Source organism: Trichococcus sp. (assembly GCF_049589555.1).
Classification (GTDB): Bacteria; Bacillota; Bacilli; order Lactobacillales; family Aerococcaceae; genus Trichococcus.
This window is the reverse complement of the sequence record NZ_JBAWAZ010000093.1, coordinates 1-12741: the sequence shown is the minus strand read 5'-3', so window position 1 is coordinate 12741 and position 12741 is coordinate 1. Positions and strand designations below refer to the sequence as shown.

General features: G+C 50.8%; 12 protein-coding genes. 11 read left to right on the top strand and 1 reads right to left on the bottom strand.

What is annotated here, in order from left to right; genetic code table 11:
* The 3 genes from WBV27_RS04145 to WBV27_RS04135 all read left to right on the top strand — a co-directional run.
* Window positions 1–502, top strand: a 502-nt coding sequence (locus tag WBV27_RS04145) for a glutamate ligase domain-containing protein (RefSeq protein WP_424199683.1), incomplete at its 5' end; no start/stop codon positions are given.
* Between the two features lie 265 nt (window positions 503–767).
* Window positions 768–1934 (top strand): amidohydrolase, encoded by a 1167-nt coding sequence (locus WBV27_RS04140; protein ID WP_424199681.1) that lies wholly within the window; start codon window positions 768–770, stop codon window positions 1932–1934.
* A 291-nt stretch (window positions 1935–2225) separates the two neighbouring features.
* Window positions 2226–2435: a YdbC family protein gene (locus WBV27_RS04135; protein ID WP_119094125.1), complete on the top strand. Its 210-nt coding sequence runs from the start codon at window positions 2226–2228 to the stop codon at window positions 2433–2435.
* 58 nt (window positions 2436–2493) lie between these two features.
* On the opposite strand, the gene WBV27_RS04130 is transcribed toward WBV27_RS04135, so the two are convergent.
* Entirely contained in the window at window positions 2494–3699 is a 1206-nt protein-coding gene (locus WBV27_RS04130; protein ID WP_424199678.1) for an MFS transporter, read from the bottom strand.
* A gap of 189 nt (window positions 3700–3888) precedes the next feature.
* On the opposite strand from WBV27_RS04130, the gene WBV27_RS04125 reads away from it, so the two are divergent.
* The 8 genes from WBV27_RS04125 (at window position 3889) to WBV27_RS04090 (ending at window position 12641) form a co-directional block, all read left to right on the top strand.
* A complete protein-coding gene (locus tag WBV27_RS04125; protein ID WP_424199676.1) occupies window positions 3889–4440 on the top strand; it encodes an O-acetyl-ADP-ribose deacetylase in 552 nt (183 codons plus the stop codon).
* On the top strand, window positions 4440–4823 hold the full coding sequence (locus WBV27_RS04120; RefSeq protein WP_424199674.1) for a zinc ribbon domain-containing protein: 384 nt from the start codon (window positions 4440–4442) through the stop codon (window positions 4821–4823). Before WBV27_RS04125 ends, WBV27_RS04120 begins: the two co-directional genes overlap by 1 nt.
* Before the next feature lie 107 nt (window positions 4824–4930).
* On the top strand, window positions 4931–5758 hold the full coding sequence (locus WBV27_RS04115) for a DUF975 family protein (RefSeq protein WP_424199672.1): 828 nt from the start codon (window positions 4931–4933) through the stop codon (window positions 5756–5758).
* Window positions 5759–5804: 46 nt separating this feature from the next.
* Entirely contained in the window at window positions 5805–6554 is a 750-nt protein-coding gene (locus WBV27_RS04110) for a hydrolase (RefSeq protein WP_086628515.1), read from the top strand.
* 339 nt (window positions 6555–6893) lie between these two features.
* A complete protein-coding gene (ypfJ, locus tag WBV27_RS04105) occupies window positions 6894–7778 on the top strand; it encodes a KPN_02809 family neutral zinc metallopeptidase (protein ID WP_424199670.1) in 885 nt (294 codons plus the stop codon).
* Window positions 7779–8008: 230 nt separating this feature from the next.
* Window positions 8009–10225 (top strand): heavy metal translocating P-type ATPase, encoded by a 2217-nt coding sequence (locus WBV27_RS04100; protein WP_424199668.1) that lies wholly within the window; start codon window positions 8009–8011, stop codon window positions 10223–10225.
* A 327-nt stretch (window positions 10226–10552) separates the two neighbouring features.
* Window positions 10553–11743 carry an iron-containing alcohol dehydrogenase gene (locus WBV27_RS04095; RefSeq protein ID WP_424199666.1) on the top strand — a complete coding sequence of 397 codons (1191 nt, stop codon included), beginning with the start codon at window positions 10553–10555 and terminating at the stop codon, window positions 11741–11743.
* A gap of 241 nt (window positions 11744–11984) precedes the next feature.
* Entirely contained in the window at window positions 11985–12641 is a 657-nt protein-coding gene (locus tag WBV27_RS04090) for a GntR family transcriptional regulator (RefSeq protein ID WP_424199664.1), read from the top strand.
* Window positions 12642–12741: the final 100 nt, after the last annotated feature.

Sequence of the window (12741 nt, the reverse complement as noted above, 5' to 3'; positions counted from 1 at the left end):
ACAGATGCATTCCTTTGCGGGCGTGCCGGGGCGTTATGAAATCGTCCATCTGAAAAACGGGGTCCACTGTGTCGTCGATTACGCGCATACGCCGGAAGCGGTCAGTTCGATTCTGACATCGATGCATAAGGACGGCGCGGAGCGGATCACGCATATCTTCGGCTTCCGAGGCAACCGGGATGCATCGAAGCGGGATGAAATGATCGCGGCTTCGACTGGTCAGAGTGCGCGTTTGATCTTGACGACCGACGATCTGAACAGCATTCCGGAAGAAACGATGAGGCGGGAATATGCTGATTATCAGCATGAATTTGCAGGAATCCATAAAATCGACGTTATGATGGACAGGACATTGGCTATCCAAAGAGCAGTAAATGAGGCTCGCGAAGGCGATTGGATTCTGGTGACCGGCAAAGGCCATGAAAAATATAAGACCGCCTTTGCCTTGCCGACTTCCTCCGACAAAGAAACGGTGCTTTACCTGAAAAGTTCAGAAAAATAGTTTGTTATAAAGCTGTAAAACACTGAGAAAGAGTGTTTTGCGGTTTTTTTGTTTTGCACGGATTTTATTTCAAAAAAACAATCATCCGATCATTCCATTAAAAGAGACATACAGATGCATGAAGTGAAGGTTTGGAGGTGTGATGCGATGAGTTGACCGTACTGGACGGAATCGATATAGTAGTGGAACAAGGGCAAGTCTTCGGAGACATTTTCCGGTGGCCAGCCCGCAACAGGATAGCACTGAAAAAAGGGAGAATGATACCATGACTGCAACGCAAATGGACAAACAAACCAAAACGGAGCTCTACCAAAAAATGGTCGCTTACCGGCGTGAACTGCATGCGCACCCGGAACTTTCCGCAAAGGAATTCGCCACGACCGAGCGCATCCGTCACTGGCTAACGGAGGAAGGAATCACCATCCTTGATTACCCGCTGGAGACAGGCTTGATTGCGGATGTCGTGGGTGCATTACCGGGTCCGACCATCGCGCTGCGTGCGGATATCGATGCTTTGCCGGTCAAAGAAGCGACCGGTCTGCCGTTCCTTTCTGAAACGGAAGGGCTCATGCATGCCTGCGGTCACGATTATCATACAGCCTCCATGATTGGGGCGGCGATCCTTCTTCAAGCGAAAAAGGCACTATTGAAAGGAACTGTCCGTTTCATCTTCCAACCCGCCGAAGAGATTGCTCAAGGCGCGAAGTGGGTCGAAGAAGCCGGCGCTTTGGAGGGCGTTTCCGCCATCTTCGGGATGCACAACAAGCCGGATCTGCCGGTAGGCACGATCGGCATCCGTGAAGGCGGATTGATGGCCAGTGCGGATCGTTTTGAACTGGAGATCCACGGCGTCGGCGGTCATGCCGGCATTCCCGATTCCACAATCGATCCAATCGTCATCGCCAGCCAGATCATCATCGGTCTGCAGACGATCATCAGCCGAAACACGAGCCCATTCCATAACGCGGTCATCAGCGTCACGCAGATCCACGGCGGCAACTCCTGGAACGTCATTCCCGAAAAAGTCTATATGGAGGGCACCGTCCGCACTTTCCAAAAGGAAGATCGCGAGAAGATTCCAGCCTTGATGCGCCGGACAGCGGAAGGGATTGCATCGGGTTTCGGCGCAGTAGCGGATTTCCGTTGGCACCCATACGTTTCCATCGTGGATAATGATGCCCGCTTCAAGGCAATCTTGGAAGAAACGGCTGCCGAACAAGGCTATCGTTTTGTGGAGCCGAAACCGGTCGCCGGCGGGGAGGATTTTGCGCATTACCAGACGTTGATCCCCGGCTTCTTCGTGTTCATGGGCGTCGAAGGCACGCGCGAATGGCACCATCCAGAATTCAATCTTAAAGAGGAAGCCTTGGCTGTCGCCGCTGATTACTTCTCGGCTTTGGCGATCAAGGTGCTGGATCAATGGAAAGCCTGACAGCATTCAATGAAATAATGGCGGCTGATTTGAACTGCTTTTTTCCGCCAACACGGTTTTGACGGGTTATTTCTGAGCATTTATTCGGCAACTGAAAGAGAAACCACAAAATCCGGATTCGCGGAAGTAATATTCCTTTCGATCTTCAGCTGCTCAGGGAAAACACATATTTCAAAAGTCCGCGGATATTTTAAATGAACCCAAATTTGCGTTATAATAAAGAGGCAAGCTGCCATCCGAAAGGCGTCCAGGCAGCTATTCCAAAACTCCAAAAAAGAAAGGATCATATCTATGGCAGACATCACATTTGAAATCGTCGAGGAACTCGGCGTCCTGTCCACATCCGCAAAAGGTTGGACGAAAGAATTGAACTTGGTCAGCTGGAACGGCAGACCGCCAAAATACGACATCCGCGAATGGAGTCCGGAACACGAAAAGATGGGCAAAGGACTGACCTTCAGCGAAGAAGAGATGGCCGCCCTCGCCAAAATCTTGAAATAACCAAAAAAACCAACTGAAGCGAATCGGCTCCAGTTGGTTTTTCGATTTCAGCGTTGCGTTAAGAATGGCTTGTTCCATTGCGCTTACCGCGTTGATAGAAAAGGAACATCAAAAAGGCGGAAAGCAAGGCGGTGGCGGAACCAAAATAGAAGGGCACCTGATTGTTGAACGTATCATACAGCCATCCACCGATCAGGCTGGCCGGCAGCAGCGTCATCCCAAGGATAGCATTGTAGAGTCCCAGCCCGGTGCCTTTCTTTTCCTTGCCGATGATGTCGGATACCAACGCTTTCTGGATGCCGTCCGTCGCGGCGCTGTACAGGCCATAAAAGGCGAACAGGCCGACGATGGCGAAGGGGGTCGCTGCCTTGCCGAAACCAAAATAGATCAGCGAGAACATCAAGTATCCGCCGATGATGATCCGCTTGCGGCCGATCTTGTCGGACAGTTTCCCGAGCGGAACGGCGAAGGCGACTGAAACCGCATTGAACACCAGATACATGATCGGGATGAAGGCATCGCTGACGCCGACTTCGCTCGCTTTGATCAAAAGCAGGGCATCCGTTGAATTCCCTAACGTGAAAAGGAAAACGATGGCCAGAAAAAGATAGAAGTCCTTAGGGAAATCCCGGAAGGATATTTTTCCTAGCCGTTCCGATTTGGCGCGTTTGGCTTCCTTCACAAAAAAGATGATCGACAAAAGCCCCAGCAATCCCGGAATGGCCGCAAACAAGAAGACGCGCCGGTAGTCGCCGGGGAAAGCAGCCAACACGGCAAAGGCGATCAGCGGCCCGACGATGGCCCCGCTGTTGTCCATCGCTTTATGGAAACCGAAATTCAGACCGGCGTTGTTGTTTTCTTCAGAAGAACCGGCCACAAGACTGTCCCGGGGAGCGGTGCGGATGCCTTTGCCGACGCGTTCGATAAAGCGAATCGCCAGAACCTGCAGCGGAGTCGTCACGAAAGCAAACAGCGGGGAAAGGAGCGCGGTGATACCGTAACCGATGATCATGAAAGGTTTGTTGCGGCCAATCTTATCGCTCCACCAGCCGGAGAGGGATTTCAGGACGGAAGCGGTGCTTTCGGCGATCCCCTCAATCAGGGAGATTTCCGTTTTCGAAGCGCCCAACGTCGTCAGGAACAAAGGCAGGATGCTGTAGACCATTTTAGTCGTCGTATCCGTCAGGAAACTGGTCAAACCGACAAAGAAAATATTACTTTCGACGCCGAGGATCCGCTTTTTTTTATATTGGTTGTCCGCCATCTCGAAAACCTTCTTTCCGATTATTTCGTCATCTCCATTTAATTCCTTTTCTGGCCAAAAGTCTAGCAGAGCGCCCGCGAAAGCACGTACATCAAGCGCGATTCGGTCAAATGGATAATCAACCGGATTTTTGGTAAAGTGTACCTATTGAGATGTCCGGACTGAACAGGTTTTGAGGGAGGAATCGTAATGAACAGATTGCAGATCAATCAAACAACATTGTCCTTGGTGAAAGGCGACATCACCCGATGCGAATTCGATGCCATCGTCAATGCCGCCAACGAGAGCCTGCTCGGCGGGGGAGGAGTCGACGGCGCCATCCACCGTGCCGCCGGGCCGGAGTTGTTGGCCGCCTGCCGCCTTTTGAACGGGTGTCGTACCGGCGAGGCGAAACTCACGCCAGGCTTCCGGCTCAAAGCCGCCCATGTCATCCACACTGTCGGTCCTGTCTGGCGGGGCGGAACGCACGGGGAAGCGGATTTGCTGGCCTCGTGCTACCAAAAATCATTGGAGCTGGCCGACGCCAACGGAATCCGTACGCTTGCTTTCCCGGCGATCAGCACAGGCATTTACGGTTATCCGTTGGAACAGGCAACCGCAATCGCTGTCGGAACCGTCCGGAAATATCTGGAAAATCTACCGCAAACAAGCATCACAGAAATAACCTTTGTCTGTTTTGACGATGCGACAGTGCACGCATACGAGCAGGCATTCGAAGAATTGGAAAGGGGAACTGACTGATGTTTCTATTTTTTGACGTATTGCCGTTCCGCAAGCAACTTGAATACAATCAGACGATCACCTGCAGCCGCTGCGGCCACTTTGGGCGCTATGAGGTCTATCTTGTTGGCAATCGTTTCCGCCTGTTTTTCATCCCGGTCATAACCTTCGGGAAAAAGTATCTCGTCCGCACAACCTGTTGCGATACCTGGTATCTCCTTGATCCGCATGTGGGCAAAGCGATCGAGCGGAAAGAACCGGTATCGATCCGGGATAGCGATCTGCAGATGTACCAGACCGGCGAACCGCTTGAAAGCAGATGTCCCAACTGCGGTGCCTCCTATCCTCAGGGCGCACATTTTTGCCCGAATTGCGGAACGAAAGTGGATGAAATGGAGCACTGATGTATCATCAATGAAATAAATGAAAGACGATTATCTGAAAGCGTTGCAAATAGTTCAATTATGGTATAATGGCACTATCGAAAATTGTAAGGGGTGGTCATAATTATATGTTAACGAACAAGGAAATCAGATCCACAGCCAGAGAATATTTACGCGGCAATTATAAAATGGCGGTCATCAACCTGATTCTTATCACGATCGCGAATAGCGTTATGCAATCGGTAGTAAGAACGCTGACGGGCGAAAGCGCATTGAACATGCGGATGACAGGGGAAACCTTGCCGAATTGGGATTCCGTCTTCTCGATGCAATCCTCGCCTTTCCAAACGACCCTGAATGTGGTCCTTTCGATCATCGTGGCGCTGATCATCGGCTCCATGCAGATGGGAAACGAATGGGGCTATCTGGATATGCTGGACGGTACGCCGCTTTCGTCGGGCCATCTGCTCAAACCGTTTGAAAACCAGTTGTTCAAAACGCTTGGCGTTCTGGCGCTGCAGGCCATCTATGTCATTCTATGGTCCGTATTGCTGATCATTCCGGGCATCATGAAGCTGTACGCTTTGGCGTTATCGAACTTCATTTATTTCGATAATCCGGACATGAAAACGACGGATATCCTGAGACAAAGCGAATCCTTCATGAAAGGCAAGAAGATGAGACTTTTCCAACTGGATCTGACTTATTTTGTCGTTTACTTGATTCCTGTGGCGTTGTTCTTTGGAGTCGGAATAACTGCATTTAACATGTATGCCGGAGCGGCAACGGCTGATTCAGATGCGTTACTGTACCAAGCGTTGTTGCTGGTAGGATTGATGCTGGCTGCATTCGCCATCTTCGGAATCCTGACCTTCATCGTTGAGCCAAGAAGAAAAGCAGCACGTGCAGTTTTCTATTCGGAAGTCCTGAAGGAAGAAAACCTGATCATCGGCTGATCAGCCCATACAATTTCATCAAAATCATCAGCAAAGGAGCGAAATAATGGAACCAAGAATTAAAAGAGAAGCACCAAGCATCACAACCGATTTGCGCAGTGATACAGTGCAAGTCCCTAGCGTAATCCGGAACTGTTCAGGAATCCGTATTTTTGGAAAACGAATCAAATCTCTGATCTTTACGACGGATATCGCCATTATCCTGAATAACGATGCGGATGCCGTCATCGCGGTTTATCCATTTACCCCGCATCCGGCGGTCATCCAAAGCATAGCCAATGTCTCAACCATTCCGATCCTTTCTGGTGTCGGCGGGGGGACGACCCAAGGCAAACGCAGTGCCAACATTTCTTTGTTTTCGGAGGCGCAGGGATCCTTGGCTGTTGTCGTCAATGCGCCGACTCCAATAGAGACGATCAAACAAATTGAAGAAACTGTTGATATTCCAATCGTTTGTACGATCGTCACGGAATACATGGATATCCAAGCAAGACTGGATGCAGGTGTCGATATCCTCAACGTCAGCGGAGGGAAAGATACTGCCTATATCGTGAGCCGTATCCGCGAAAATTTCCCCGATGTTCCAATCATCGCGACGGGCGGCCCGACGGATGAAACGATTCTGGATGCAATCAACGCCGGTGCCAATGCCATAAGCTGGACGCCACCTTCCAACGGTGAGTTGTTCCGCCGCAAGATGGACAAGTACCGCAACAAAGAGCGCGAGCGCTACATGCAGGAGCACCAAGGCATGACGATCGAAGAAGTCGAAGACTTGGAAGATCACAGAGATTAACCTATTGAAAAAACGCGCAAGCAGTTTGCCAGGACATCCCGGCAGTTGCTTGCGCGTTTTTTTCGGTATCGTGATACTTCTTTGTTAATAAGAATACTACAGATCGGAAATCATGCCGCCGTCGACGACGAATTGAGATCCGGTCGAATAGCTCGAATCATCGGATGCCAGTCAACATTCGTCCTTATCAGGTGTATTTTTTTTAAATTATCGGCCAATAATATATAATAAGTGTATGGATGAAATCGATTTTTGGATTGCAGTAAAAGTCTGGGCGGGGATTGGCAGAACCAGAGCCAGAGCCAGCGATGCGGAAAATAGAATATTGGAGGTATTTCTATGAAATGGAAGGGTGGAAGGCGAAGTTCCAATGTTGAAGACCGACGCGGCAGTGGCGGGTTTTCGACGGGGGGCGGCGGACTGGGCATGAGCGGCATGGCAGGCGGTGGGATTTTTGGGATCATCATCATGATCATCATCGCTCTCTTCGGAGGCGGCGACTTGTTTGGCGGTGGTGGCGGAAGCACACCGACTGAAACGCCACAGACAGGCATCACTGAAACGAGCAACAAGACCGAGGACGAGATGGCTGAATTTGTATCCGTCGTGTTGGCCTATACAGAAGATGCCTGGACACAAGAATTTGCCAACAATAATATGGAATATGTCGAACCGACATTGGTGCTCTTCAGCGGACAGGTGCAATCTGCCTGTGGTGTGGCCGGTTCCCAAGTCGGACCGTTCTACTGTCCGGCCGATCAAAAATTATACATCGACTTGAGTTTCTATGATCAGCTTTCGCAAGAATACGGCGCGTCCGGCGACTTTGCGATGGCCTATGTCGTCGCTCATGAAGTAGGGCATCATGTCCAGAACTTGCTGGGCATTATGGATCAGGTGCAAAGCAGTCGTAACCAGTTAAGCGAAACAGAATACAATGAGTTGAATGTTCGTTTGGAACTGCAGGCCGATTACCTGGCCGGTGTCTGGGCAAATTATGTCCAGGAGCAGGGCGTCTTGGAGGAAGGCGACTTCGAGGAAGCCTTAACAGCAGCACATGCTGTAGGGGATGATACCTTGCAGAAGGAATACCAAGGCTATGTCGTACCCGACAGCTTCACGCACGGTACCTCCGAGCAACGGATGCGCTGGTTCACGAAAGGCTTCGAAACCGGTAATCTGAGCGGTGGGGATACGTTCAATATCCCTTATGATGAACTGTAATTTATGATGAATTTGGTTAAGCCTGTCGCGCTGCGGCAGGCTTTTTTTTGGAGATCTGGACACCGCTTTGGCAAGTGAGACTCCAAAAAATCAGCCGCTTCATCCGATTGACACATGCATCGGTAAGGATTATAATATAACCAACACATGAACGGTTATTCATATGTAATGCGGAATCATTCCGTTTTCGGATAAACAACACGAGTGCTTAAGGCTAAGGAGGGACAGGGATGTCTGAGAAAGTGAAGCAGATTGAATGGTATTTGGACGAATTGGACTGCGCCAATTGCGCAAGCAAAGTTGAAACCGGCATCGCGAAAATAGAAGGGATCCTCGAAAGCAATGTGAATTTCATGACGAAGACATTGCGCATCGAAATCGAAGAGGATCAAGAGACCGAGATTTTGCCGAAAGTGAAACAAAAACTTAGTGTACTCGAGCCGGATATCCATCCGACTCTAAAAAAAAGCGGTGAACCGATCGGAGCAAATGGCCTGCCGATAGTTGCAGCCCAATCGGCTGAAGCAAAATATGCAGAAAATGTCCACGAACATCACGACCATGATGCTGCGCATGAACACAGGCATGCGCACGGCGAAGGGGATAAGGACGAAATCAGGAAAGCCGTAATCCGCCTGATCGTCGGCTTTGGAATCCTGCTGGCGGCGATCTTCGCCCCGGTCAGCGGAACGATTTCGTTGGCATTGTTTGTGACCGCGTACCTGGTTGCGGGCTATGACGTCATTTGGAACGCGATTTTGAACATCAAAAACGGCCAGTTGTTTGACGAAAATTTCCTGATGACGATCGCCACGCTGAGTGCTTTCTACATCCAGGAGTATCCGGAAGCGGTAGCTGTCATGCTGTTCTATCAGCTGGGTGAACTGTTCCAGGACATCGCCGTCGATAAATCCCGCCGCTCCATCGCCGAACTGATGGACATCCGGCCTGATTACGCAAATGTGAAAACCGCAGCCGGCAGCGAAAAAGTGGCACCGGAAACCGTCAAAATCGGCGACATCATCCTGATCCGGCCCGGTGAAAAAGTGCCGTTGGACGGGAAAGTCGTGAGCGGAACCTCTGCTGTCGACACCTCGGCTTTGACCGGCGAATCGGTTCCGCGTGGCGTCAAAGTCGGCGACAACATTTTGAGCGGGTTCATCAACAAGAACGGCGTCATCGAAGTAGTTGTCGAAAAGCCGTTTGCGGAGTCCACCGTCGTCAAAATTTTGGATTTGGTTCAGAACGCCAGCGGCAGAAAAGCGCCTACGGAAAACTTCATCACCAAGTTCGCCCGCTACTACACACCGGTTGTCGTCATCGCAGCCGTGTTGTTGGCGGTCGTGCCGCCGCTCGTCATCCCGGGCGAAAGCTTCAATGAATGGCTTTATCGGGCAAGCATCTTTCTGGTCATCTCCTGTCCGTGCGCTTTGGTCGTTTCGATTCCGGTCGGCTTCTTCGGCGGCATCGGTTCGGCCTCGCGCAAAGGCATCCTCGTAAAAGGCAGCAACTTCCTCGAGGGCCTGAATGATGTCAAAACGGTCGTGATGGACAAGACCGGCACCTTGACGGAAGGCAAATTCGCCGTAACCCGCATTGAATGCGCCGGCGAGCTGACCGAGGATCGGTTGCTGGAACTGGCGGCGTATGCGGAACTGCATTCCAGCCACCCGATTGCCGATTCCATCAAGGAAGCCTACGCGAAACCGATAGCTGAAGACCGGATTGCCACCACAAATGACATCCCTGGGCACGGTCTGCAGGTCGTCGTCGATGGGCAAGAAATCCTGGCCGGCAACGCCAAATTGATGGAGAAATTCGGCATCGCTCATGCACCGGCTCCCGAAACCGGGACGGGTGTGCATATCGCTGTGGATAAACAATATGCAGGCTACATCCTGATTGCAGACGCCATCAAAGCTGATGCGAAGGCCACGATCGCCGGCTTGAAGGCGAGAGGTATCCGCACCATCATGCTGACCGGGGATTCCCGTGCGGTAGGGGAAGCGGTCGGCAAAGAAATCGGCATCGATGAAGTCCATGCGGAATTGCTTCCGCAGGACAAAGTGACGAAGCTGGAGGAAGTGTTGGCGAGCAAACGCAAAGGCGAAAAAGTCATCTTCGTGGGCGACGGCATCAACGATACGCCAGTGCTGGCCCGTTCCGACATCGGGATGGCGATGGGCGGATTGGGATCCGACGCCGCCATCGAAGCTGCCGATATCGTCATCATGGACGATCAGCCATCGAAGATTTTGACCGCAATCACCGTGGCCGAGGAAACACGCAAAATCGTTTGGCAGAACATCATTTTCGCGATGGCGATCAAAGGGCTGTTCCTTGTTCTCGGCGCGTTCGGCGTCGCCACGATGTGGGAAGCCGTCTTCGCCGATGTCGGCGTGACCGTGTTGGCTGTCCTGAACAGTATCCGTATCCTGAAAAAATGATTGTTACTATGTGGGGGCCGCCAGCGGCCCCTATTTTTTGTCTGCTCCGGCGCCTGCCCGGAGCACCGCGTTGCAAACGAGCGTCAGCTCCGAGGAGCGTCTTGCTCGCCGGAGTTGGATGAAGCAAAACAGGCTGAACTCCGGGGAAGCTGTCCTCATCGGAGGTGGGGTCGTAACTGGGCTTCTGTCCTCCGGCGAGGCCCCCGTTCCCCGGAGTTCACGCAAGCCGACGCTAGCATCCGCGCCTGCCTAAGCGTCTCAAGCTGATTATCCACACAGCTGTGCTACAATGAAAAAAGAATAAAAAACGAAAAGTGAGTGATGAGATTGGAAAACGGAATCCGTAATTTTGACTTTCAAAATCCGACAAAGATTGTTTTCGGCAAAGACCAGATCAAGCGCATCAATGATTTGATCCCTCAGGACGCGAAAGTATTGATTTTGTACGGCGGCGGCAGCGTCAAGAAATTCGGTACCTTCGACCGCGTCGTCGAAGCTTTGGGCAACCGCGAGTGGGCTGAATTTGGCGGCATCGAAGCGAATCCGACCTACGAAACGCTGATTCAGGCAGTCGACAAGATCAAAGCGGAAGGCTATGATTACTTGTTGGCGGTAGGCGGCGGCAGCGTCATCGATGGCGTGAAATTCGTTGCGGCAGGTGCGGTGTTCGATGGCGATCCTGTCGATATGTTCGGCAGCGGCGTAGGCAAGGGATTGCCGGTCACAAAAGCATTGCCTTTCGGTACGGTATTGACGTTGCCGGCCACTGCATCGGAAATGAACAACAACTCGGTCGTGACCTTTGTGGAAAAGCAAGCGAAAATCAGTTTCGCCAGTCCACATACTTATCCACAATTTTCAATTCTGGAACCGGAAGCGACCTACACATTGCCGAAACGCCAACTGGCGAATGGCGTCATCGATTCCTTCATCCATGTGATGGAGGCCTATCTGACTTATCCGATCGATGCAAAAGTGCAGGATCGCTGGGCGGAAGGGCTGCTGCAGACATTGATCGAAATCGGCCCGGACGTAGTCGATGAGGACAACCACGACTATGCGACCCGCGCCAATTTCATGTGGACAGCGACGAATGCGCTCAATCGTTTTATTTCGCCAGGTGTTCCCCAGGATTGGGCGACTCATCAATTGGGCCATGAGATGACGTTGGCATTCGGGATCGACCATGCGCGCACTTTATCGATTGTCCTTCCGGCCATGATGAAAGTCCGCAAGCAGCAGAAGTGGGCCAAACTGCTTCAGTATGCGGAACGCGTATGGGATATCCGCGGTGATTCTAATCTGACCGATGAGGAAAAAATCGATTTGGCGATCAAAAAGACCGAAGACTTCTTCGCCGGCCTTGGCGCACCGATCCGTTTCTCCGATGTCAAGCTGGATGAAACCGACATTCCGGGTCTTGTGGAAGCACTCGTCCGCCACAAGAAAGAGAACATTTCCGAGCGTGGTGACTTCACTACAGAGGATGCAAGAGCCGTTTATACAGCCGCACTTTGATGGAATAACGATCCTTCCCGGCCAGGGGAGGATTTTTTAGATATTATCAATTGAAAGGATGGGGACGGATTCTGTCCATCCTTAAAAGAAACAGGTTGAAAAATGAAGGAAATCATGTAAACTATAAATGAAGCAAGAAACGACAAGGATTTATCGGTGCTAAATAGTGGAACTGTAAACTTCAAGGCTGCTATTGTCATAATCTTGCACTGACCTATAAAATTTAAAGGGACTGTAGTCTTTGGAATCATTAGAGAGAACACAAACAAAGGATTATATTGCGGATATCCTGCGCAATGAAATTTTCAAAAGGAACATCAAGGATGGCGAGAAACTGAAACAATCCGAAGTCGCTGCCGCAATGGGCGTTTCCAGGATGCCAGTAAGGGAAGCCTTGCAGATGCTGGAAATGGAAGGCGTGTTGGAAAGGCTCGAAAACAGACACATGAAAGTCAACGGCATCTCCTTCGAATCGGCCAAAGCCCAATTCAGGATGATTAAAGCGCTGGAAAAAGAAATTTGCCTGATCCTATCCGAGAAGCAAATAGACGCGCAGCCATTCCGGAAAATCGCGGACGAATACAAAGCAAAAATGGTCGCCAAAGATAGTGAAAATTGTCGCAAACTGGAATTGGAATTCCATCAGCTGTTGTCGGAAGCGACCGGCATTCCGACCATCAAGCGGGCACATGAGCAATTGTTGAGCGGCTTCTTTACGTTCGTGATCGGAAATTATGATTTTGATTTTGAAGAAAACTACAGGCATATTGAAAAAATCAGCCAGCAACTGGCGGAAAATGATCTAGCTAAATTGATGGATGGATTTGAAGACTATTTTCAATATTATGTGGAGATCCTAAAGAGAGAACTGGAGGGAATGAACCATGAGCATCCTTAAACCGATCAAACTATTGCCTGCAAGAGAAAGGGTCGCTTCCTCCCTGAGAAAAGCGATCATCCTGAAGGAATTCGAGCCGGGTCATGAATTGATGCTGGAT

Bases quoted from the DNA above. Each gene is read 5' to 3' on its own strand.
- ypfJ (WP_424199670.1), top strand. From the start codon at position 6,894: ATGAAATGGAAGGGTGGAAGGCGAAGTTCCAATGTTGAAGACCGACGC.
- WBV27_RS04100 (WP_424199668.1), top strand. From the start codon at position 8,009: ATGTCTGAGAAAGTGAAGCAGATTGAATGGTATTTGGACGAATTGGAC.
- WBV27_RS04115 (WP_424199672.1), top strand. From the start codon at position 4,931: ATGTTAACGAACAAGGAAATCAGATCCACAGCCAGAGAATATTTACGC.
- WBV27_RS04120 (WP_424199674.1), top strand. From the start codon at position 4,440: ATGTTTCTATTTTTTGACGTATTGCCGTTCCGCAAGCAACTTGAATAC.
- WBV27_RS04125 (WP_424199676.1), top strand. From the start codon at position 3,889: ATGAACAGATTGCAGATCAATCAAACAACATTGTCCTTGGTGAAAGGC.
- WBV27_RS04130 (WP_424199678.1), bottom strand. From the start codon at position 3,699: ATGGCGGACAACCAATATAAAAAAAAGCGGATCCTCGGCGTCGAAAGT.
- WBV27_RS04135 (WP_119094125.1), top strand. From the start codon at position 2,226: ATGGCAGACATCACATTTGAAATCGTCGAGGAACTCGGCGTCCTGTCC.
- WBV27_RS04110 (WP_086628515.1), top strand. From the start codon at position 5,805: ATGGAACCAAGAATTAAAAGAGAAGCACCAAGCATCACAACCGATTTG.
- WBV27_RS04140 (WP_424199681.1), top strand. From the start codon at position 768: ATGACTGCAACGCAAATGGACAAACAAACCAAAACGGAGCTCTACCAA.